This window comes from Rhodoferax sp. RT4P68 (assembly GCF_056521305.1).
This window is the reverse complement of record NZ_JBWMBB010000007.1, coordinates 275543-297047: the sequence shown is the minus strand read 5'-3', so window position 1 is coordinate 297047 and position 21505 is coordinate 275543. Positions and strand designations below refer to the sequence as shown.

The 21505-nt window shown below is 68.2% G+C and carries 25 protein-coding genes and 1 pseudogene; 14 read left to right on the top strand and 12 right to left on the bottom strand.

Features of this window, described 5'->3' with window-relative positions:
* Positions 1–4: 4 nt before the first annotated feature.
* Positions 5–472, bottom strand: a complete 468-nt coding sequence (locus AC099J_RS17305) for a surface-adhesin E family protein (RefSeq protein ID WP_479616516.1) — start codon at positions 470–472, stop codon at positions 5–7.
* Between the two features lie 269 nt (positions 473–741).
* On the opposite strand from AC099J_RS17305, the gene AC099J_RS17300 reads away from it, so the two are divergent.
* The 7 genes from AC099J_RS17300 (at position 742) to AC099J_RS17270 (ending at position 7657) form a co-directional block, all read left to right on the top strand.
* Positions 742–2529 (top strand): nitrite/sulfite reductase, encoded by a 1788-nt coding sequence (locus AC099J_RS17300; RefSeq protein ID WP_479616515.1) that lies wholly within the window; start codon positions 742–744, stop codon positions 2527–2529.
* 23 nt (positions 2530–2552) lie between these two features.
* Positions 2553–2945, top strand: coding sequence for a DUF934 domain-containing protein (locus AC099J_RS17295; protein ID WP_479616514.1), 393 nt, complete (start codon positions 2553–2555; stop codon positions 2943–2945).
* 87 nt (positions 2946–3032) lie between these two features.
* A complete protein-coding gene (locus AC099J_RS17290) occupies positions 3033–3845 on the top strand; it encodes a phosphoadenylyl-sulfate reductase (protein ID WP_479616513.1) in 813 nt (270 codons plus the stop codon).
* A complete protein-coding gene (cysD, locus tag AC099J_RS17285; protein WP_479616512.1) occupies positions 3842–4804 on the top strand; it encodes a sulfate adenylyltransferase subunit CysD in 963 nt (320 codons plus the stop codon). The genes AC099J_RS17290 and cysD overlap by 4 nt, the downstream gene beginning before the upstream one ends.
* Positions 4804–6156: a sulfate adenylyltransferase subunit 1 gene (locus tag AC099J_RS17280; protein ID WP_479616511.1), complete on the top strand. Its 1353-nt coding sequence runs from the start codon at positions 4804–4806 to the stop codon at positions 6154–6156. Before cysD ends, AC099J_RS17280 begins: the two co-directional genes overlap by 1 nt.
* Before the next feature lie 80 nt (positions 6157–6236).
* A complete protein-coding gene (fdxA, locus tag AC099J_RS17275; RefSeq protein WP_479616510.1) occupies positions 6237–6566 on the top strand; it encodes a ferredoxin FdxA in 330 nt (109 codons plus the stop codon).
* 29 nt (positions 6567–6595) lie between these two features.
* Complete coding sequence (locus AC099J_RS17270; RefSeq protein WP_479616509.1) at positions 6596–7657, top strand: NAD(P)/FAD-dependent oxidoreductase; 1062 nt, start codon at positions 6596–6598, stop codon at positions 7655–7657.
* 27 nt (positions 7658–7684) lie between these two features.
* Here AC099J_RS17270 and AC099J_RS17265 read toward each other — a convergent pair whose 3' ends face one another.
* The gene (locus AC099J_RS17265) at positions 7685–8389 is read right to left on the bottom strand and encodes a YceH family protein (RefSeq protein WP_479616508.1); all 705 of its coding nucleotides are present in this window, start codon (positions 8387–8389) and stop codon (positions 7685–7687) included.
* 183 nt (positions 8390–8572) lie between these two features.
* On the opposite strand from AC099J_RS17265, the gene AC099J_RS17260 reads away from it, so the two are divergent.
* Both AC099J_RS17260 and AC099J_RS17255 read left to right on the top strand, forming a co-directional pair.
* Positions 8573–9817 (top strand): serine hydrolase domain-containing protein, encoded by a 1245-nt coding sequence (locus AC099J_RS17260; protein ID WP_479616507.1) that lies wholly within the window; start codon positions 8573–8575, stop codon positions 9815–9817.
* Between the two features lie 86 nt (positions 9818–9903).
* Positions 9904–10145: pseudogene (locus AC099J_RS17255) on the top strand (3-keto-5-aminohexanoate cleavage protein); the annotation flags it as partial.
* A gap of 498 nt (positions 10146–10643) precedes the next feature.
* On the opposite strand, the gene AC099J_RS17250 reads toward AC099J_RS17255, so the two are convergent.
* Both AC099J_RS17250 and AC099J_RS17245 read right to left on the bottom strand, forming a co-directional pair.
* The gene (locus tag AC099J_RS17250) at positions 10644–11270 is read right to left on the bottom strand and encodes a class I SAM-dependent methyltransferase (RefSeq protein ID WP_479616506.1); all 627 of its coding nucleotides are present in this window, start codon (positions 11268–11270) and stop codon (positions 10644–10646) included.
* Between the two features lie 98 nt (positions 11271–11368).
* Entirely contained in the window at positions 11369–11974 is a 606-nt protein-coding gene (locus AC099J_RS17245; RefSeq protein ID WP_479616505.1) for an SOUL family heme-binding protein, read from the bottom strand.
* Between the two features lie 286 nt (positions 11975–12260).
* Between AC099J_RS17245 and AC099J_RS17240 the strand changes: the two genes are divergently transcribed.
* Genes AC099J_RS17240 through AC099J_RS17230 form a run of 3 tightly spaced genes read left to right on the top strand, consistent with a single transcriptional unit; the run spans position 12261 to position 13376 of the window.
* A complete protein-coding gene (locus AC099J_RS17240; RefSeq protein WP_479616504.1) occupies positions 12261–12731 on the top strand; it encodes a thiol-disulfide oxidoreductase DCC family protein in 471 nt (156 codons plus the stop codon).
* Positions 12732–12762: 31 nt separating this feature from the next.
* Positions 12763–12933 carry a hypothetical protein gene (locus tag AC099J_RS17235; RefSeq protein WP_479616503.1) on the top strand — a complete coding sequence of 57 codons (171 nt, stop codon included), beginning with the start codon at positions 12763–12765 and terminating at the stop codon, positions 12931–12933.
* Positions 12930–13376 carry a DUF3429 domain-containing protein gene (locus AC099J_RS17230; RefSeq protein ID WP_479616502.1) on the top strand — a complete coding sequence of 149 codons (447 nt, stop codon included), beginning with the start codon at positions 12930–12932 and terminating at the stop codon, positions 13374–13376. Before AC099J_RS17235 ends, AC099J_RS17230 begins: the two co-directional genes overlap by 4 nt.
* A gap of 71 nt (positions 13377–13447) precedes the next feature.
* Here AC099J_RS17230 and ubiG read toward each other — a convergent pair whose 3' ends face one another.
* From ubiG to AC099J_RS17215, 3 genes are read right to left on the bottom strand one after another with little or no spacing between them, the layout of a single operon-like run.
* A complete protein-coding gene (gene ubiG, locus AC099J_RS17225; RefSeq protein ID WP_479616501.1) occupies positions 13448–14239 on the bottom strand; it encodes a bifunctional 2-polyprenyl-6-hydroxyphenol methylase/3-demethylubiquinol 3-O-methyltransferase UbiG in 792 nt (263 codons plus the stop codon).
* A gap of 3 nt (positions 14240–14242) precedes the next feature.
* Entirely contained in the window at positions 14243–14854 is a 612-nt protein-coding gene (locus tag AC099J_RS17220) for a demethoxyubiquinone hydroxylase family protein (protein WP_479616500.1), read from the bottom strand.
* Positions 14854–16050: an NAD(P)/FAD-dependent oxidoreductase gene (locus tag AC099J_RS17215; RefSeq protein WP_479616499.1), complete on the bottom strand. Its 1197-nt coding sequence runs from the start codon at positions 16048–16050 to the stop codon at positions 14854–14856. The genes AC099J_RS17220 and AC099J_RS17215 overlap by 1 nt, the downstream gene beginning before the upstream one ends.
* 336 nt (positions 16051–16386) lie before the next feature.
* On the opposite strand from AC099J_RS17215, the gene AC099J_RS17210 reads away from it, so the two are divergent.
* Positions 16387–16989, top strand: coding sequence for a sigma-70 family RNA polymerase sigma factor (locus AC099J_RS17210; protein ID WP_479616498.1), 603 nt, complete (start codon positions 16387–16389; stop codon positions 16987–16989).
* A 10-nt stretch (positions 16990–16999) separates the two neighbouring features.
* The gene (locus AC099J_RS17205) at positions 17000–17212 is read left to right on the top strand and encodes a hypothetical protein (RefSeq protein WP_479616497.1); all 213 of its coding nucleotides are present in this window, start codon (positions 17000–17002) and stop codon (positions 17210–17212) included.
* Positions 17213–17501: 289 nt separating this feature from the next.
* Here AC099J_RS17205 and AC099J_RS17200 read toward each other — a convergent pair whose 3' ends face one another.
* The 5 genes from AC099J_RS17200 to AC099J_RS17180 all read right to left on the bottom strand — a co-directional run bounded on the left by AC099J_RS17200 (position 17502) and on the right by AC099J_RS17180 (position 21437).
* Positions 17502–18056 carry a DUF427 domain-containing protein gene (locus AC099J_RS17200; protein WP_479616496.1) on the bottom strand — a complete coding sequence of 185 codons (555 nt, stop codon included), beginning with the start codon at positions 18054–18056 and terminating at the stop codon, positions 17502–17504.
* 318 nt (positions 18057–18374) lie between these two features.
* Positions 18375–18971 (bottom strand): AraC family transcriptional regulator, encoded by a 597-nt coding sequence (locus AC099J_RS17195; protein ID WP_479616495.1) that lies wholly within the window; start codon positions 18969–18971, stop codon positions 18375–18377.
* Between the two features lie 30 nt (positions 18972–19001).
* A complete protein-coding gene (locus tag AC099J_RS17190) occupies positions 19002–19127 on the bottom strand; it encodes a hypothetical protein (RefSeq protein WP_479616494.1) in 126 nt (41 codons plus the stop codon).
* Between the two features lie 15 nt (positions 19128–19142).
* Complete coding sequence (locus AC099J_RS17185; RefSeq protein WP_479616493.1) at positions 19143–20147, bottom strand: Bug family tripartite tricarboxylate transporter substrate binding protein; 1005 nt, start codon at positions 20145–20147, stop codon at positions 19143–19145.
* Between the two features lie 39 nt (positions 20148–20186).
* On the bottom strand, positions 20187–21437 hold the full coding sequence (locus tag AC099J_RS17180) for a porin (protein ID WP_479616492.1): 1251 nt from the start codon (positions 21435–21437) through the stop codon (positions 20187–20189).
* Positions 21438–21505: the final 68 nt, after the last annotated feature.

Below are 21505 nucleotides of genomic sequence, written 5' to 3'. Positions count from 1 at the left end.
CACCTCAGCGCAGGAGGCGCGATCCGCCGGCGTCGGCCGTGCTCGTGCGGCTGCAGGCAGCCTGGATGATGCGATCGGCGGGATTCGGCTCGATGCCGCGAAACGCCATGGGCCGGATGTCGGACGCCGGATAGGCCATCCACCGCCCTGGCGCGCGCCACAGCGGTGCGTCGTAGAACTGGCTGTCGGCAAATCGGGCCGTCAAGCGCCGGCAATCGAATTGGACCGTGCCGACGAAGGAGCGGAAATGGATGCCGTCACCGGTCACGCGTTCCTGGCCGCGGCTGACCCGGACGGCCATCGTGCGCGTCCGTTCGCCCCGGGCAATGGACACGGGGTCGAACTGGATGGTGTCGACCTCCGGGCGCGTCGGGTCGCCAACGATGGTCAGCCAGTGACCCGAGGCCGCAGACACGACCACTGGCACAAACGCCAGCAGCGAAAAAACAAACCTCATGGTGGGAGCGTGCACGAAGAACGTCCCACAACGCTGGGACGGGGGCGCAATGTACTACGTCCGGGGGTGCCACGCTCGGGGCTGGCCACCCGTCTATCCGCTCGGCAGGCCGACATGTCGCGCCAGCCTGAGCGCGTGGCACAGCCGGTCCGCCGACAATTGCTTATAACCAGATGCACATAGCGCCCCAACAAACAGTTAGTTTGGTTCTATAGCTTCAGCCTGTAGAGTTCGGGTTTCCCCCGAATCCGACCGGTTTCTGCACGACCGAATTGCCGACCACGATGTACCAATACACCTCTTTCGACCGCGAATTCGTGCAACTGCGCGCTGCCCAGTACCGCGACCAGCTCGAGCGCTGGCAGCGCGGCGAGTTGGCCGAAGACGAATTCCGGCCGCTGCGCCTGCAGAACGGCTGGTATGTGCAGCGCTTCGCGCCCATGCTGCGCGTTGCCGTTCCGTACGGCGAGCTGTCCTCCGCCCAGCTGCGCGTGTTGGCCACGATCGCGCGCGACTACGACGACAAGAGCGGGCACGACCTGGCCAAGGCCAACGCCGGCCTGTCCGACCTGACCAGCCTGCCCGACCACGTCGCGCACTTCACCACGCGCCAGAACGTCCAATACAACTGGATTCCGCTGGACAAGAGCGCCGAGGTGATGGATCTCCTGGCCAGTGTGAACATGCACGGCATCCAGACCAGCGGCAACTGCATCCGCAACATCACCAGCGACGAGCGTGCCGGCATCGCGGTGGACGAGATCGTTGACCCGCGCCCGTTCGCCGAGATCCTGCGCCACTGGAGCACGCTGCACCCCGAATTCGCCTTCCTGCCGCGCAAGTTCAAGATCGCCATCACCGGCGCCACGGACGACCGCGCCGCCACGGCCTGGCATGACGTCGGCCTGCACGTGGTGCGCAACGAGGCTGGCGAGGTCGGCTTTCGCGTGCTGGTGGGTGGCGGCATGGGCCGCACGCCGATCGTGGGCACGGTGGTGCGTGAATTCCTGCCGTGGAACCAGATCATCAATTACCTGGAAGCCGTGGTCCGCGTCTACAACCGCTGGGGCCGGCGCGACAACATCTACAAGGCGCGCATCAAGATCCTGGTGAAGGCCGAGGGCCAGCGCTACATCGACGAAGTCGAAGAGGAATACGCCGGCATCCTGGCGCACGATGGCGCCGCGCACACCATCAGCCAGGCCGAGCTGGACCGCGTGGCGGCTTCGTTCGTGCCCCCGGCGCTGCCCCAAGGCGATGCCATCGATGCGGAGCGCAAGCTGTCCAAGGTGCTGCACGCGGCCGACGAGAGTCTGGAGTTTTCGCGCTGGCTGCAGCAGAACGTGGCGCCGCACCAGAACCCGGACCTGCGCATCGTCACGCTGTCGTTCAAGCGCATGGGCTTTGCCCCCGGCGACGCCACGGCCGACCAGCTGGACCGCGCGGCCGAACTGGCCGACCAGTTCAGCGCCGGCGAGGTGCGCGTGACGCACGACCAGAACCTGGTGCTGCCCTGGGTGCGCAGCGACGCACTGCCCGCACTGTGGAAGGCGGCCCGTGCATTGGGACTGGCCAAGTCCAACGTGCGCTTGCTGACGGACATGATTGCCTGCCCGGGCGGCGATTTTTGCGCGCTGGCGAACGCCCGTTCGCTGCCCATCGCCCACGCCATCACGGCGCGCTACCAGGACATGGACGAACTGCACGACCTGGGCGAGATCGACCTGCACATGAGCGGCTGCATCAACTCCTGCGGCCACCACCACACCGGCCACATCGGCATCCTGGGCGTCGACAAGGACGGGCAGGAGTGGTATCAGATCACGCTGGCAGGCTCGGACGGTTCCGATCTATCCGGCCCGTCGCTGGCCGGCAAGGTGGTCGGCCCCTCGTTCGCCGCGGCCGAAGTGCCCGAAGTGATCGAGGCCCTGCTGGACACCTACCGCGCCCAGCGCACCAGCGGCGAGACCTTCATCGGCACGCTGCAGCGCGTCGGCCATGACCCGTTCAAGGCTGCTGCCAACGGCGCGCGTGTCAGCACTGCGCGCAAGCAGGACGCCCAGCCGGCCTGAAGACCGACGAAGAAAGCTCCCCCATGAAGATCCTCAAATTCGAAGACCACCAGGCCCCCGCCGAAGGCGATGCCGGCACGCTGGTGGTGGACAACACCGTCGACCCGCGCGACCTGGCGCTGGACGGCGTGCAGCGCATCGACCTGCACTTCCCCAAGTTCACCGACGGCCGCGCCTACAGCCAGGCCTACCTGCTGCGCCGCCGCCTGGGCTTCGCGGGCGAGCTGCGCGCCACCGGCGATGTGTTGATCGACCAGCTGGTGCAGATGGCCCGCTCGGGTTTTACCGTTGCGGTGCTGCGCCAGGGCCTGGGGCCGGACGCTGCGCAACGCCAGTTCGACCGCTTCAAGGCGTTCTACCAGGGCGACGCGGTGCACGCACAGCCGCATTTCGTGGCCGAAGCCGAGAGCGCCTGAACATGACACCCCCACGCTCATCGCTTCGCGTAACGCTGCCCCCCGAGGGGCCGCGCCAATGCCTCCGGGCGGCCGAGCGGCACTGACATGTCCGCCGTCGACCTGCACGCCAAGCCCTCGGCCACGTACGAGACCAAGCTGGCCACCACCCGCAACCTGCTGCGCGAAGCCGCCGCCGCCCATGCCCGCACGCCAGGCAACGCGGCGGTGACGCAGGCCAACAGCCTGGGCGCCGAAGACGTGGTGATCGGCCACCTGATCGACGCCCTGCACCTGGACATTCCTTCCTTCGTGCTGGAGACCGGCATGTTGCACCCCGAGACGCTGCAGCTGATGGAGCGGCTGCGCGCCAGCTCCGGCCGCAGCATCCAGGCGCTGCGCCCGCAAGAAGAGGCCGTCATCCAGTTCGTCAAGCGTGAAGGCCCTGACGCCATGTACCGCAGCATCGAATTGCGCAAGGCCTGCTGCGACATCCGCAAGATGGGGCCTTTGGACCGCGCGCTGGCCGGCAAGGAAGCCTGGATCACCGGTCTGCGCCGCGAGCAATCCGGCGCCCGCGCCGACGTGCCGCTGGTCGACCGCAGCACGCCCGGGCGCCTGAAGTACAACCCGCTGGCCGAGTGGACCTGGGGCGATGTCTGGCACTACATCGGCCAGCACAAGGTGGCCTATAACCCCCTGCACGACCAGTTCTTCCCCAGCATCGGCTGCGCGCCCTGCACCCGTGCCATCAGCCTGGGCGAGGATTTCCGCGCCGGTCGCTGGTGGTGGGAAGAAGCCTCGGCCAAGGAGTGCGGCCTGCACGTGGCCGATGCCGCGGCACCGGTCTCGGCTCTTCCTGTCTCGTCCCTCCCCCTTTCGTCGACCCCGGCCGAACAGGCCGCACGGAGCACTGTGTGAACGCGCGTACCCGATTCGAAGACCAGCCCGAGCTGCTGCCCATGCCCGCCCACGCCGCCCCGCTGGCCAACGCCCAGCTCGATGCGCTGGAAGAAGAAGCCATCTTCATCCTGCGCGAAGTGGCCGCCGCCTTCGAGCGGCCCACGCTGCTGTTCTCTGGCGGCAAGGATTCGCTGGTGCTGCTCAAGTGCGCCGAGAAGGCCTTCGGCGCCGGCCGCCTGCCCTACCCGCTCTTGATGATCGACACCGGCCACAACTTCCATGAAGTGACCGATTTCCGCGACGCGCGCGCCAAGGAACTCGGCGCCGAGTTGATCGTGCGCAGCGTCGAAGATTCGATGGCCCGCGGCACCGTGCGCCTGGCCCACCCGGGCGAATCGCGCAACGTGCACCAGTCGGTCACGCTGCTCGAAGCCATCGACGAATTCCGCTTCGACGCGCTGATCGGCGGCGCCCGCCGCGACGAAGAAAAGGCCCGCGCCAAGGAGCGCATCTTCTCCCACCGCGACAGCTTCGGCCAATGGCAGCCCAAGGCCCAGCGGCCCGAGCTGTGGACGCTGTTCAACACCCGCCACCAGCCCGGCGAGCACTTCCGCGTGTTCCCGATCTCCAACTGGACCGAGCAGGACGTGTGGCAATACATCGCCCGCGAAAACATCGAGCTGCCCTCGCTGTACTACAGCCATGAGCGGCTGGTGGTCGAACGCCGCGGCCTGCTGGTGCCTGTGACCGAGCTGACCCCTTTGAAAGAAGGCGAAACCGCCGAACGCCGCCAGGTGCGCTTTCGCACCGTGGGCGACATCACCTGCACCTGCCCGGTGGAGAGCCTGGCCACCACGCCGGACGAGATCGTCGTGGAGACGCTGCTGTCCGACGTGAGCGAGCGCGGCGCCACCCGCATGGACGACAAGACCTCCGACGCCTCGATGGAGAAGCGCAAGAAAGACGGGTACTTCTGATGAGCACGAACACGCTGGAACAGCCCCTGGCCCACGCCATGCCCCATGCCCAAGCCGCCAACGACGCCGCCCCCGCGGCCGCGTTGAAGTTCATCACCTGCGGCTCGGTCGACGACGGCAAGAGCACGCTGATCGGCCGCCTGCTGGTGGACAGCAAGTCCGTGTTGTCGGACCAACTGGCCGGCGTGCAGCGCCAGGGCCAGGACGGCCGCGAGACCGATCTGGCCCTCTTGACCGACGGCCTCTCGGCCGAGCGCGAGCAAGGCATCACGATCGACGTGGCCTACCGCTACTTCTCCACCAGCCGGCGCAAGTTCATCATCGGCGACACGCCGGGCCATGAGCAGTACACCCGTAACATGGTGACGGCCGCCTCCAGCGCGGACGCCGCCGTGCTGCTGGTCGACGCCACCAAGCTGCAGTGGCAGCAAGAGCAGTTCCCGCTGCTGGAGCAGACCCGCCGCCACGCGCTGCTGGTGCAGCTGCTGCGCGTGCCGGCCATCGTGTTCGCCGTCAACAAGCTCGACGCCGTGACCGACCCTGCGCTGGCCTTCACCCGCATCTCGGCCGCGCTGGTGGCGTTCGCCGCCGAGGCCGGCATCCCGGTCGAGGCGATCGTGCCGATGTCCGCGCTGAAGGGCTGGAACGTGGTCGACGAGGCGCCCGAGGCCGACTGGTGCGGCTACACCGGCCACAGCCTGCTGCACATCCTCGAAGAGCTGGGCAACACCCCGGCCGAGACGCGGCTGCCGCTGGCCTTTCCGGTGCAGTGGGTCGAGAAGTTCTCGTCCTCGTCCGACACCTCGCAGGGCCGCCGCGTGTTCTGGGGCCGAGTGGCCACCGGCACCGTGCAGCCCGGCCAGCGCGTGCGCGTGCTGCCCAGCGGCCAGAGCGCCACCGTGGCCAGCGTGCTCGACCATGTGCGCCAGCCGGGCGACGTGGGCGCCGGCCACAGCGCCGGCATCGTGCTCGACCGCGAGCTGGATGTCTCGCGCGGCGACTGGCTGCTGGCCGATGGCGACGAGAGCGCCGCGCTGCGCACCAGCCGCGAGCTGCTGGCCACCGTCGCCTGGATGGACGACGAACCCCTGGTGCCCGGCCGCGCCTACTGGGCGCTGCACGGCCACCGCTGGATCAAGGCCAAGGTGCGCCGCATCGTGCACGCGCTCGACATCCACACCCTGGAAGAGTGCGACGCCACGCAACTGGAGCCCAACGCCATCGGCGAGGTCGAGCTGGTGCTGCAGGACGCCATTGCCAGCCTGCCCTACCTGCAGTCGCGCGCGCTCGGCGCCCTGGTGCTGGTCGACCAGGCCTCGCACAAGACAGCGGCGGCCGTGCTGCTGAAATGACGGCCCGGCGCGCTTTCGAAACTTCCTTAAAATCGCGGGTTTTCCCCTGCGGCGGCGCCTGCCCGCACCCCCCTAGCACCATGACCCACGTCGTCTCCGAATCCTGTATCCGCTGCAAGTACACCGACTGCGTCGACGTGTGCCCCGTGGACTGCTTCCGCGAAGGGCCGAACATGCTGGTGATCGACCCGGACGAGTGCATCGACTGCGCGGTCTGCATCCCCGAATGCCCGGTCAACGCCATCTATGCCGAGGAAGACCTGCCGGCCGACCAGCTCGCCTTCATCAAGCTGAACGCCGACCTGGCGCTGGCCGACGGCTGGAAGAGCATCACCAAGCGCAAGGCTCCGCCGGCCGACGCCGACGACTGGAAAGACAAGTCGGGCAAGATCGCCGAGCTGGTCAAGTAAGCCTGGGCCTGCGAGCCGATTGCCCGCGCGTGACCGAGACTGACGCGCTGATCATCGGGGCCGGCCCGGCCGGCCTTTTCCAGGTCTTCCAGCTGGGCCTGCAGGAGATCCGCAGCCATGTCGTCGACGTGCTGCCCCATGCCGGCGGCCAGTGCGCCGCGCTGTACCCCGACAAGCCCCTCTACGACATCCCCGGCACGCACGTCTGCACGGGGCGTGAGCTGGTGGCGTCGCTGCAGACGCAGATGGCGCCGTTCCAGCCGCAGCTGCATCTGGGGCAGGAAATCACCACGTTTGCCGCGCAGGCCGATGGGCGCTACCTGCTGGCCACCGGCACAGGTCAGCAATTTCTGGCCAGGAGCGTGTTCATCGCCGCCGGCATCGGCGCCTTTCAGCCGCGCCGGCTGCGCATCGAGGGCATCGAGCGCTTCGAGGGGGGCGCCCTGCACTACCACGAGCCCGAGGACGCGCATGTTGCCGGCCGCGACCTCATCGTCGCCGGCGGCGGTGAGGAGGCGGTGGCCTCGGCCCTGCGCTACGCGCTGTCGCCCCTGCCGCCGCGCAGCCTCACGCTGCTGCACCGGCGCGATGGCTTCGAAGGGAGCGAGGCGCAGTTGGCCCAGCTGCAACAGCTGCGCGACGCGGGCCGAATCCGGGTTGCGATCGGCCAGCCGACGGGGTTCACAACGCCTCCCAGTGGCAATGGCGGTGGTGACGGCGATACGCCCCGCCTGGCCGCGCTGACCCTGAGCCACGCGGACGGCGCCGACACGGCGTTGCCGCTGGACCTGCTGCTGGTGCGCCAGGGCCTCTCGCCACGCCTCGGACCGATCGCCGGCTGGGGCCTGGCGCTGGAGCGCAAGCAGCTGGCGGTCGACCCTGCCACCTGCATGACGGCGCTGCCCTGCGTCTACGCCGTCGGCGACGTGGCCCACTACCCGGGCAAGAAGAAGCTGATCCTGTGCGGCTTCCACGAAGCCACGCTGGCCGCGTTCGATGCGGCAGAGCGGCTGCAGAACGCGCGCAAGGTGGTGGTCGAGTACACGACCACCTCGACACGGCTGCACCGCCTGTTGGGCGTCGGCGGCTGAGCGCGCGGCGCCAAGCGCTGGGAAGCCTCAGTCGCCTTGCACTTCGCCGGCTGCCGCGGGCTCGACCCCCAACTCGCTGCACAGCCGCGCCACCGTCGCCTGCAACTGCGCCACCTCACCCTGCAGCCGGTTGACCTGCGCGCGCAGCGCCGCCACCTCGCCGGGCGGCGCATCACCGCCCCCGGACGCGCGCCCGGCTGAGCCCTGGTCCAGCATCTGCGCCTCGGTCGGCGCGCCGCTCAGCAGGTGCATCCACCGGCTCTCACGCGCGCCCGGCAGGCGCCCCAGCTTGACCACCAGCGCGCCGGCCGGCCGCTCGGCCATCTCGTCCAGAAAGCCTTCGACCGAGGAGATGTCGGCGAAGTTGTGCATGCGGTCGCAGGCGATGCGCAACTCGCCCGCTGTCTGCGGCCCGCGCAGCATCAGCACCGCCAGCAGGATCACCGACTGCGAGGGCAGCCGCAGCGCGCGGTCGGTGTTGTGGGCATAGCGCATGGCGCGCCCGCCGCTGGTCTCGTCCACCAGGCTCAGGCCACGCAAGGTGTCCAGCGCGTCGTGCACCTGGGCCTCGGCCAGCTCCAGCACCGGGTTGCGGCTGGTCTTCTGGTTGCAGCCGGACAGCAGGGAGTTGATCGTCAGCGGATAGCTGTCCGGCACGGTGCGCTGCTTTTCGATCAGCACGCCGAGCACGCGCGATTCGGCCAGGGAAAGGAGGGGAAGAGTCGAGGTCATGTGGGGCAGGATCCAGCAGGGTTGTCGCCTGCGCGACCGTCTAAACAGTGGTGCCAATAGGCCGCGCCATAGGCAGAACTATAGGAGCGAATCCGCGCAGCCCGTCCCCACGGGTTAACCCGTTCACGCTCGCGAATGCACGCCCAAAGAATCGGGCGCTTTCAACCAGACGGAGGATTCGGCATGACCATCACGCGGCGTCAACTCGGCTTGTCGGCATTGGGCAGCACCTTTCTCACAGGCTGCGGCAGCATGGCGCACCACCACCAGCACAGCATGGCCGCGCCCGACCGCCTGGCCCGCATCGCGCCGGCGCTGCAGGGGCAGGTGCAGCGCGGCACCTTTGCCGGCGCGGTCTCGCTGGTCTCGCAGGGCGGCAACCTGGTGCACCACGAGGCCGTGGGCTTTCTGGACGCCGCCAAGACCAAGCCCATGCCACGCGACGCCATCTTCCGCCTCGCATCGATGACCAAGCCCATCACCTCGGTCGCCACCATGATGCTGGCCGAGCGGGGCATGCTGAAGATCAACGACCCGGTCAGCAACTGGCTGCCTGAGCTGGCCAATGTGAAGGTGGAAACCCCGCAGGGCGAGGTGGCGCTGGCACGGCCCATCACGGTGCAGGACTTGCTGATGCACACGGCCGGCCTGGCATATGGGCCGGCCAGCCCCTCGCCGCGCGTCAAGCAGATGTACACCGACCTCAACATCGAATCGCTGGAGACCGACATCAGCGGCGACGAGATGCTCAAGCGCCTGGGCACCATCCCGCTGCTCTACCAGCCGGGCACAACCTGGTTCTATTCCATCGCCACCGACGTGCTGGGCCTGCTGCTGGAGCGCGTGTCCGGCAAGCGCCTGGACGCGCTGACGCACGAGTTGCTCACCGGCCCGCTGGGCATGCTTGATACCGCCTGGTGGGTGCCACCCGCCAAGCGTGGCCGCCTGGCCGAGACGCTGGACAGCGACCCGCTGAAGGCCGCCATGACCCGCTCGTACCGCCAGGACAGCGACCCCGCGCCGCGCCAATACCTCAAGGGCGGGGCTGGCCTGGTCGGCACCGGCATGGACTACCTGAAGTTCGCGCAGATGGTGGTCAACGGCGGCACCGACGGCACGACGCGCTACCTGTCGCGCAAGACGACCGAGTTCATGCTGTCGGACCATCTGGTCGGCAAGGCCGGCGTGCCGAATGCGACCACCGGCCCGGGCTACGGTTTCGGCCTGGGCTGGGGCGTGCGTGTGCACCCCGGTGTCGGCTGGACGCCCGGCAGCGTGGGCGATGCGATGTGGGCCGGCGCCTGGGGCACCAGCTTCTGGATCGACCCGCGCGAGCGGCTGGTGGGCGTGCTGATGGCGCAGTGCCCGTCGAACCGGATCCACACGCGGATGCTGTACAAGAACCTGGTGTACGGGGCGGTGTCGTAAGGGGCAGCTCGGGCCTGGTGCCAGTTGATCCACTGCAGGCCCGGCACGCGTGAGAACGCGCGTACGGTCTGCGTCACCAAAAGTGGATCGCCGGCGTGCGCAAGGCCGTGTCCGAGATGGTGATCCAGGTCGGCGGCTCCATCAGCTGCGCGCCCGAGTGCGAAGACGCTGCCGCCAAGTGGCTCAGCGACGACACGCGCCACATGCTGGCCGATCCCGTGCCCGACCAGGTCACCGTGACCGTGACACCTCGCAGATGAACGTGACCGAGCAGGCCGAGGACGCCGACTGCAAAGGCACCTCGCGCGAGAATCCGGCCATCTTCAACCAGGGACACGGGCGGCGTGTTGCGATCTATTGCGCCGTCGGGCTAAAGGAAGCCGGAGCGGTCCGACGGATGACTACGCCTACGGCGCCTCCCGGCCACCAGCAGTCAGCCGCGTCTAAGCCGCGAACGGCGGCTCCAGACTGGCCGCTGACCTTGAACTTTCAGCGCTGAGCGACCGCCGGTCGCGAACCCGCCATTCACGATCGACATGCGTGTCGGTCCGCTGTACTACCAACACCGGTCAGTCAGAACTGACCATCAACCCGACACTCACGAGCGACTGCTGTTAGCAGCGACGAATTGGCGCTCTGCGCCCGGAGCTGTCCTTCGCGGCTCCGCGGCGGGCGACTGCTGATGGCCGAGAGCGACGGCGCTGCGCAACCCTCCGTAGCCGTCGTTGAGCGGGGGAGCGGCTGCCGCCTCAGCATGATTGCAAAGGCGGCCGCTGCGGTTGCTCAGATGTCCGTCTGCTCGAAGATCTCTAGCTGCCGACGGCCTTCAGTCCCGCTTGCGAAACACCACCACATGCTGCCAGGGCAGCGTGCTCACCGTGCGCTCCCAGTCCAGCGCGAACACGGCGGCCTCGCGCCTGATCTGCGCCTCGCTCATCTTGTGCAGCGGTTTGATGGGCACGCGCGCATCCTCGGCCTTGTACTCGACGAAGACGACACGGCCGCCAGGCTTGAGAGCCTTCATCACGCTGGCCATCACCTCGTACGGGAAGACCAGCTCGTGGTAGACGTCGACCATGACCGCGAGGTCCACCGAACCAGCGGGCAACCTGACGTCGTCGACCGCGCCGAGCCGCGCCTCGATCTGCGTCAACCCGCTGCGCTTGGCGTCCGCCTGCAGCAGGCTGATCATTTCGGGCTGCACATCGACGGCCCAGACCTTGCCACCCGGCATCACCGCAGGCGCGATGCGCCGAGCGAGGTAACCGCTGCCGGCCCCGATGTCGGCCACCACCATGCCTGGCTTCAGCGCCAGCGCGGTCAGCAGCAGGTCGGTGCGCTCTTCGCGCTCACGTTCAGCGCGCTCCAGCCATGCGGCGCCCTGCCAGCCCATCAACGCCGAGATCTCGCGCCCCATGTAGCGCTTGCCGATGCCGTCGGTGCTGGCCGGCATGGGGGTGTAGCGCTCAGCAACTGCAGCGGGCTGCGCGAGTGCGGCGCTGGCAGCCAACAGCAAGGCAAGCCAGCCGCACCGCCGATAGACATGGGAGCTCATCGGAGTGCCAGCCAGATTTCGTTGCGACGCATGAACCATGGCGTCATGGGTCCGTTGTAGCGCGCCAGGACCGGCTCGCCCTGCGTGGTCACGCCGGCCGCAGCCAGGGCCGCCTGCAGCTTGCCCAGGTGTTCGTCGTAGTTGGCCTGCGACCAGGTGCCCGAATAGCGGATGGTTGCCCACTGGCTCGCCGGTACAAGGCGCAGTTGCACGCGCGGGTCCAGCGGCTCGGGGGCGGATTCCAGCGTCACGCCCGAGGGCAGCACGAACTGCACGCGCATGCCGCCTGGCACCGCGGCCTGCGTCACCGGTGCGGTCATGTCCAGTTTCACTGGCTCGGCCGTCTGCGTCACCGGCGCGGTCATCGCCAACTTCTTGTCCCCCTTGTTCTTGCCGAAGATGTAACCGGCCAGGATCGGGAACGCCTGGCTACCCGCGTCTTCGGCCGTGGCGTTCAGCACCACCTCGGCGACGACGTAGGGCGCATATTGGCGCAGCTCGACGGTATCGATCGTCTTGATGACCTCGTACCTGGGTTCTTCGATGGCGTGGCTGAACAAGGGCATGGCGGTGAGGATGAGCAGGAGCAGCAGGCGTTGCATGGTCAAGATTCAGGTCGGGGCAGGTGAAGGGGGATGTTGACTCGACTATGACCACGATTTCAAGATCCTAGTCCACAAGCCTGATCGTATTGAACTCTTTTTGTCACGCTTCGAACGTACACTCCAGCGTCATCCAACATGACAAAAATCCTGTCGCGATCGTGCGTCTTCGCCTGGCCGGCTCGGTTCCATCCCGCGATTCCTCTCCCCACCGTTGAAGGAGTTCTCCAGTGCGTCAACCTCTGCCCCGTCGTGTGTTCCTGACGAACAGCGAGGTGCCTGCAGGGTGACCGAATCCGCGAAAGACAACATCGAGAAAGCCTTGCCGCTGACCGTGCTGTACGACGGCGCGTGCCCGCTGTGCCGCCGTGAGATCGGCGTCTACCGCGGCCTGCAGCCCCTGCATGCCGATGCCCCGGTGTGTTTCGCCGATGTCAGCGACGCCGCACTCCCATTGCCAACGGCGCTGCCGGCCGGCACCACGCGCGCGCAACTGATGGCGCGATTTCACGTGCGCGGCCGCGGCGGTGAGTTGCTCAGCGGCGCGCCAGCCTTTCTGGCGCTGTGGGCCGCACTGCCTGGCTGGCGCTGGCTGGCCGTGGCGGGCCGCGTGCCCGGCGCAGCCTGGGTGATGGAGTGCGTCTACCGGCTCTTTCTGCGCTGCCGGCCGTTGTTGCAACGTGGGGCGTCCCGTCTCGACCGGGCTGTGCCGGAACGGCCGAAGCGCCGCGACGCCGGCTCTTCACCACCCCGCTGATCCCGAGCTCTCTACACCCCTGGAAAACACCATGACCACCATCGCCCTCGTCACCGGTGCCAGTGGCGGCATTGGCCGCACCCTGGCGCGCCAACGGCGCTGCTGGTGTGGCCAGCAGTGGGATGGCGAAAAGACGTGCCAACCTTCCTCGGGCAACCCGGTCGATGCACCGGCGCTGGAGCCCAAGGACGCGGACCGATGAAGGCAGCCTCGGCCGGCCCATCTCCCTGGGCGCTTCGACTGGGCTTTGGCGGGCTGATCCCGTTCGTGGGTCTGGCGCTGACGCTTTGGCTGGCACCTTCCACCAACCGGCCGCTGGCAGGCCTGGCGCTGGTAGGGTACGGCGCGACCATCGTCAGCTTTCTGGGCGCCATCCACTGGGGCTTGTCGATGCGGGATGGGCCTGCGCAGCACGTGCCTTCCTTGCTCTGGAGCGTCGCGCCCAGCCTGCTGGCCTGGGTGGCCTTGCTGCTGGGCCCTGCCCCCGGCTTGTTGCTGATCGCGGCTGTGCTGGGGGCCTGCTTCGCGGCGGACCGGGTGCTGTATCCGCGCCATCAGCTGCAGGCATGGCTGCCGATGCGAGGGCGGCTGACGCTGGTGGCCGGCATCAGTTGCCTGGCAGGGGCGGCGGCGCTGTGGCGATGATCTCGACCTCATGAACAGCTTCCGGCTGACACTTGGTTGCTCGCCGGCATCGACCCATTGACGCGTGACCGTCAGCAGACGTTCGCACGGCGCTCAGCGTCGGCGGCGCAGGCGCCGGGCATGCCAAAGCTGGCGATGTAGTTGACCGAAAGGCTGCGCGTCCACCAGGCGCGATGAACGGCCGGCAGGTAGGCCATGCCGCGGCGCTCGCCAGCGGTCAGTCCACAAGCCGTCGCAGCCTGCTCCAGCTCTGCAGGCCGCACGAGCTGTGCCCAATGGTGCGTACCGCGGGGGAGCACCCGAAAGATCATTTCGGCGCCGACGATCGCGGCCAGGTAGCTGCGCAGCGTGCGGTTGATGGTCGAGGCCAGCAGCAGCCCGCCGGGGGCGAGGTGGGCCACCGCGTCGCGCACGAAAGCCGGCACGTTGTCGACGTGTTCGACCACCTCGAGCAGCAGCAACACATCGAAGGACTCCCCTTCGTGCAGAACGGCATCGGGCGCGCCGACCCGGTAGTCAATGGGCAGTCCAGCAGTCTGCGCATGCAGCTGTGCCGCGGCGATGTTGTTGGCCGCGGCATCGATGCCGACAACCGAGGCCCCGCGGGCCGCCAACGGTTCGCACATCAGCCCGGCGCCGCAGCCGACATCGGCGATGCGCAACCCTTGCAGCGCACCGACCGGGCGTCCGAATCTTCGGGCGATCTGCTCGAGCACGTAGCCCAGCCGAAGCTCGTTGACCACGTGCAGCGGTCGCATCGGGCCGGTGCGGTCCCACCAAGTGGCGGCGAGGCGGTTGAAGCGTGCGACCTCGTCGCTGCGGATGGTGCGGGTCGGGGTCAAGGAGGGCTCGTCGAGGGTCATGATTCAAATCCAGTGGCAGATCTTCACCGCCCCGCGTGAACCGGCGCCCACGGCCCGGATCCACAGACGCAGCAAGCCGGACGATCGGGACGGCGATAGGCCCGCGTGGTGGTCGAAGCGCGCGGCAGCATCGTCACGGTGATCGATCTCGTCGGCCCGGAACGCGTGCAGATGCGCCCGCAACGCCTGCAGGCAGGCTTGCGCGCGACCCGGGTCGAGTCGGTCGATCGCCTCGATCTGTTCGGTGTAGTGTTGGTCGACGAAGGTCTCGACGGCCTCGATGGTGGCGTACACCGCCCGCGGCCCGATGCACGCCGGCAGCGCACCGGTCAGCCATCCGGCGGCGCGCCACAGCGGCAACAACCGGCTGCGGTGCCTTGGCGCCAGCAGCTGCTCAATCGCGGCGAGATGCGCCGCTTCCGTGGCGAGGTGCCCCTGCGCAAATTGCCTGACGGCTGCGTCGCGCGTCGCGGCGAGGATGCCGCGATAGATCATCACGGCCCCCGTTTCGCCGGCGTGGTCGGTGCGCAGGTCGCACACCAGGCGCGCTGGCAACGGGCTGGCAGCGGGAGCTGCGGGCCTCGCCGGCGACGCCGAGCCAAGCGATTCAGGCATCACAGGTGAGCCTCCAGGCGCAGCCCCAGCTTGTGACCGGGTGCGCTGGAGCCGCGGCGAGCTCGGCGATGGTTCAAGCTCTTGGCCACGGTTCGCGCCATGTCGGCTCCACTGCGGTGGACCCGATCCACTCGACTCGGAACGACGCTGTCCCCGCAGACGCCCAGCTGCAGCTCGTCGTCCCACAAGCACTCTGTGCGCGGCGGCGTGACGGCGGGCATGTCGACGAACGCATGGCGCCACTGATGCGCTTGCAGAAAGTTGGGCGTCACCGGCCGACCGGCGTGCGCCCGGAAGTTGTCGAGCAGCAGATCGGCGACGGTCTCGGCGTCCTCATCCCCGTGCTGCAAGGACCACCGCTCGTCGGCTTCGATGAACCAGCGCTGAGGCCCACTGGCCAGCCGCCCCGGCTTGCTGTGCATGGCGGCAATGCGCTCGATGGGGCTGCCCTGGAACTCCCGGTAGCCAGGCAACGGGACAGCGCGTTCGGACCCCAGCAGCAGCACCCAGCGGCTGCGGTAGCGCACCGCACGCAGTGCAGCGCTCAGTGCCGAGCACTCGCGCACGAGCGGCATGGCCACAGGCGCCGGCAGCGCGAGCACGAGCGCCTGGAAGTCCGCTTCGATCTCGCCCGTGGAACTGCTCAACCTCCAGCGGGTGCCTTCGCGCCGGGCCCGCACGATCGGTGTTTTCAGTCGAACCTGGAGGCGCCGCGCAAGCACCCCGGCCAGGGCCGCCATCGAAGGCACGCCTACGGCCCCCATCAGTTTGACGGTTGGCGCGACATCCGTTTCGTCTTCGTCGTCCGTCCAGGCGGTATTGGTTCGTTCCTCTTCGGCGGGCGTGGCTGCAATGGTCCACGGGTGGAGCGCGTCCAACTCTCCGCACCCTTGCCCGAGAAGGACGGACAGGCGGGTGACACCGCCGATGCACTGGGCTCCATCATCGAACAGCCCCACCCGGGTGCTGCGCGAACTGCAGCGTCCACCCAGGCGATCGCTGGCTTCGAACACGACGGCATCGCAACCGCGCAGACGCAGTTCCAGAGCGCATGTCAGGCCAGCGATGCCGCCACCAACGATCGCGACGCGCGCTGGCGCCTGGCTCTTCGACATGCCGCTCCAGCTGCTGCTTCTATCACCCTGCATGCCACTGTCCTTTTCCGCATTGGTTGATTGCCTCTGGTGTAACGTCATCTCAAGGAGAAAGTTGCACTTGCACCGCGAACAACCGAAGTGGATTGACCCAATGGACCATCGAGGCTTCGGCTTGCGCACACCGCATGCGCCAGCGGCGCTGGGCGTGAGGGACACCACGCCCGGCCTGCTGACTGAAGATCGGTGCTCGGCCCGCGGCTGGCCGTGTGGCAGCGGGTGTCCGGCCGTTGGCTGCGGTGCGTGGACGGTTGCGGGCGTTGCAACTTTCGCCACGCGCCTGCGTCAGTGTGGGAGGGCCGCCAGCGTGGCCTCACGCTATCGGCTGGTGCCAGGGCGCGCGAGTGTCCGCTTCAAGCGCGCGACAGGGAGGCTCGGGTGACCAAGGTTCTGCTCGCTGCCGCCATTGACGCCGCGCTGGTGGCGCGGGCCCAGCAAGGAGAGACCGTCGCCTTTGAAGTTCTGGTGGTGAAGTACCAGCGCCGGGTTGCAGCAACGATCCGGCGGTTCGTGCGAGACGATCCGATCACCGAGGAATTGACCCAGGAGGTCTTTTTGAGTGCCTTTCTTGCTTTGACATCTTTTCGGCCTGAGGGTGACTTCGCCGCCTGGCTGTTCACGATCGCCCGCAACGCGGCCAGGAGCTATTTGCGCAGCGCGCAGAACCGGCAAGACGATCGGCCCGTGCCCGTGCTCGAAGACGGTTGCGAGGATGCGCGGCTCGGCTCGGCCCCCAGCCCCGAGGAGGAGGCCATGGCGCAGCAGCTGTTTGAACGCATCGACGCCGAGGTCGCCGCTTTGCCCGATGTCCAGCGCCGGGCGCTGCTGATGCGTGAAGTCGAAGGGCTGGAGTACAAGGCCATCGCGGCGTCGCTCGGTCAGCCCGTCAACACCGTCAAGTCCCACATCTTCCGGGCGCGCGACGCGATCGCCGATCGCGTGCGCCCGCTGCTTGCGTCCACGCGCAACAGGCGCTGGTAGGAGCGATGCCATGAACGATGCCTCACGCCTGCTGGAAGGCGAACTGACGGAAGCCGAATTGACGACGCTGCTGGAACGCTTGAAGCACGACGCAGCGCTGCGCGACGAAATCTCGGCGCAACAACTGATCCGCGATGGCTTGGCTGGGCATCGCGCGCTGGACGCCGGCTACACGCTTCGCATCCTCGCTGCAGTGCGCCGCGCCCGGCAGCGCCAGGGTTGAAGCGACGTTTCGATCTCTTCGATCGCACTCCTGAACCGCCCCGGTTTTGAACTGATCCCCAGGCGATAGGTAGTCGAACATCGGCAACAAGCTGTGTGCTGCAGATGAAAGTTGGCTGTCCAGTGACCCAAGTCCGATACCGACCATGCGACAGGGCGCTCGGTAAGCAACCGCTGCACTTCTTGAAGCTGATGTTGCTCGGCCGTGCTCTCCACTCCGGCGGCGCGTACTCGCGATGGCGCTTGATGTGCGGCCCTTGCTTGCGCACCGGGTCACCGAAACCGACTGGCTACCAACCTCCGCTACCGGGTCCGCCTTTGAAGGGCCCAGCCAGGTCGTGGGTGATCCAGCCCCCATAGAAGGGGCCCGCCTGCGGATGGGCCTTCGATCCGCCGACGCGGCAGTCGAGATGGTGGGCATAGAAGGCCACACAGTCGGCGAGCGGCTCGGCACCAGACAGGGGATGGGGGTAGCTCCAGGCGACCTGGTCCAAGCGGCGTGCGTCATCGACCAGATTCCAATAGCGCGCCGGTCCCTTCCACTCACAGAACGAGCCGCCGCCAGCGGGCTCCAGCAGCCCAGGCTGTACGTCGACCAGCGGCAGGTAGAACGTAGGTGGGTGGGCCGTTTCGCGGACTGCCCAGGCGGCGCGTGTGCGCGCTACCTCGAGGTGGCCCCAGAGCACGACGATCTCACGTGCTTCACGTACGAGCTCTGGCGGCCTCGGGAAATCCCAGACCGAAACCTGCCCCGACGCAGGGACATCGGCGAACGGGGGCCGCTCTTTCCCTCGCCAAAGCCACTGCGCGCGGGCGCGATCAAGCCATTTGGAATCGCTGCTCATGGAGCCGCAGAGCATACAAGACGAGGCCGATATGCCGAGAACACAAGGCGGTTCAGAACAACCTGCTTTTCGCTGAGAAGATGATGCCAACGATGTGCGCGCGCAGCCAAAATATCTTCTGCAAGCGCTTGGCCGGATGTCCGCCGTCAAGACCTATCGGCCGCAAGCACCGCATCGAAAGGTCGCCAACAGTCTGTAGCCCCCACAGGCATCACTGCAAACCGGAGCGCCGGTCCACGCGCAGTTGGCGCGCGATCTGCGGGGCGGTGCAGTGTCCGCTGGGCAACAGCGCCAGCACGACGTCGCGGCAGGCGGCAGTCATGCCGCCCACGCCCCGGCGCAGCGCAACGTCCAGTTGGTCGCGTGCGTGGCGGGCCGCCGCAGGGTTAGCGGCCACGCGCACGGCCTGCAGATCCCGTGCCGCACGGGCCAGGCCGCGCACCTGGGTGCCCGCAGCGAACACGGTAGGCGCGCGGACCATGGACTGGCGGATCGCCCCTGGTTGAACAGCACCAGGCAGCCAAAGAACGCGCGGTACGGCCCGGCATCGGCCGACGCGCGGTGCGTGAAGCTGACCTGCTGCGGCCGCCAGGCCGGGCCGATCAGCGCGCGCAGGGTGCGGAACATCACGCCCACGGCCAGCTCCATGGACTGGCGCATCGGCAGCTGCGGGCTGGGCAACAGTTCCTCGTGAATCACCACCGTGTCGCCGGCATCCTCCACGCGCGTGCCCAGCGAGGCGTTGAGCACGCGCAGGTAGCGGCACAGCGTGTCCAGCGCCTGCCGCGCCGTGGGCTGCTCGCGCAGCACCAGACCCACGGCGCCCAGGTCGGCCAGCGAGCGCAGGGCCGCCAGGCGCAGCGCGAAGTCGTCGGTGCCGGTGGCGCGGGCCGTGGCCCACAGCAGCGCGCGCATGGCGCCGCCGGGGATCAGCGTCTCGGGGTTCTACAGCGCTGCGGCCGACAGGCCCACGCCCCGCAGCAAACGGTGCGGGTCGGCGCCCAGGCTGCGCGCCAGTTCGGCGTAGCCGCTCAGGCTCGTGCTGCGCACCAGGCGGCCGGCGTACTGCATGGCGCACCGTGCTGGCTACTGGTTCAGTCGGATGTCGAAGGCCTTCACGATGCCGGCATTGCGCTGGTATTCGGCGCGCACGGATTGGGCCATCTGTTCGGGCGACTGGTCCTCCACCAGGTCGAAGCCGCTGGCCACGAGTTGCTCGCGCACACGCGGCTGCGCGGCCGCCCGCACCACGGCCGCGTGGATCTTGGCGACCAGGTCCGCCGGCAGGTTGCCTGCGGCCACCAGGCCCACCCAGTTGCTGAAGTCCAGCTCGGGGTAGCCCTGCTCGGTCAGCGTGGGCACGTCGGGCAATTGCGGCGAGCGGGCTTTGGAGGCCACGCCGTACACCTGCAGCTTGCCAGCCGCGACCATGCCACGCGAGGTCGACAGGCCGTCGAACATGATCGGGATGGTGCCCGCGATCACCTGCACCAGCGCCGGCGGCGAGCCGGGGAACGGCACGTGCTGCAGGTCCAGACCGGCCTTCTGGTTGAAGATGACGCCGGCATAGTGCGAACTGGTGCCAGCGCTGTAGGAGGCGAAGCTCAGCTTGCCCGGCTGGCTCTTCAGGTGGCCGACCAGGCCCTTCAGATCTTTCGGCAGGCCCTGGGCGCCCACCAGCACGATGGTGCCGCGCGCGATGAAGGCAACGGGCTTCACATCCACCAGCGGGTCGAAGCCGCCCTTCATGACCAGGGGGATCTCCGTCAGCACATTGCTGGCCGTGAACATCAGCGTCTGGCCGTTGGCCGGCGCGCCCCGCAGTGCCTGCACGCCGATGGCGCCGCCGGCGCCCGGCTTGTTGTCGACGATGACGGGCTGGTGGATCTCGCGCGACAGCGCCTCGGCGACGATGCGCGCGGCCACGTCCATGGTGCCGCCGGGCGGCGCGGGCACAACGATGCGCACGGGCTTGTCGGTCCAGGCGTGGGCCGATGGCAGCAGCAGAGCTGCGCTCAGCGCGAGGAGCGCGCGGCGTGTGAAGCGGGTACGGCGCAGGGTGCGCAGCGAAGTGCTGTGGGAAATGGACATGGCGTCTCCTTGTGGTGCGGGCGTGCGGGTGTGGGGGCTTTAGAAGGTGTGCCGCAGGCCCAGCATCCAGGCGCTCACATTTTTGCCGGCCGCCACCGGCGTGGCGTAGACCGGGCTCAGATTCATGTTGGCGCCCTCGTTGCGCACGGCCGCGCCCTGGGCGTACAGCGTCGTGCGCTTGGACAGCACATAGTCCACGCCGGCCGCGAACTGGGCGGCATGGTGGCCCGGGTTGGTGTTGTCCGTCATGCGGTAGTAGCCCGCCGTCAGATTGACCAGCGGCGTGATCCTCCAGCCGGCGGCCACGCTCCACATGTTCAGGCTGGCAGAGCCGCCGGGCACCACGACACGCGCCGGGTTGCGCGCGCGGGTCAGCGCGGCACTGACCGTGTAGGCATCCCAGGTGTAGAGCGCGCCCAGTGACATCAGTCGGTTGGTGTGCGCCGTGGACGTGAAGCCTGCTGCTGCGGCGGCGGCCTGGCCGGCAGCGGCGTTGCCCAGCGCTGCGGTGTAGAGCGTGGTCGCACCCGGCAGGTTGTTGCCGTAGCCGTCGTAGATCAGCGCGGACAGGCGCAGCCGGCCGTCGTTGTAGAGCAGCGTGGCGCTTTGCTGCCGGTTCGCGCGCGACGGGCCTGCTCCATCGCCAAAGGCATGGCTGAGGTTCAGCGTCAGGTGGTTCCAGGTGGGCGAGGTGTAGACGACGGCGTTGTCGTTGTAGATGGCGCCAAAAGCCGCGTTCGAGTTGTTGCCGATGAACGAGCCGCTGGCGCTGTTCAGCCCCCCCATCGCCGTGAGCGAGCTGCCGAAGTACCGCGCGCCACGCGCGTCCGTGCTGGCCATGGCGTAGTACATGGGCGTGACCTGGCGCCCCAGCTTGACCTGGCCGAACGGGCTTGAAAAGCCCACCAGCGAGAACTGGTTGAAGGTGGCCGTGGCGGACGCGCTGTTGGGGCCGCCCGTGGCGCCGCTGGAGGTGGTGACGTTGCCCTGCAGCTGGAAGAAGGCGCCGTAGCCGCCGCCCAGATCTTCCTGACCGCGCAGGCCCCAGTTGCTGGCGCCCAGGCCACCGTCCTTGTAGAGCGTCTTGCGCCCCGTCGCGCCGGCAGCGGGCACATAGCCGGCGCGGCCGGTCGAGACGTTCGAGATCGACAGCATGCCGGCGTCCAGAGCGCCGTACAGGCTGACGCCCGTGCTCGGCTGGGGTGCAGGTTGCGCCGAAGCCGGGCCAGCCAGCAGGGCCAGCCCGGCCGAGCTGATCGCATGGGCGAATGCAGAGGTGCGTGGTTTCATCGTGGTCTCCTGTGGCTTTTCGCGAATGAAAGCCGCAACACCGATGCTAGGGAGAGTCCCCTGGCTCG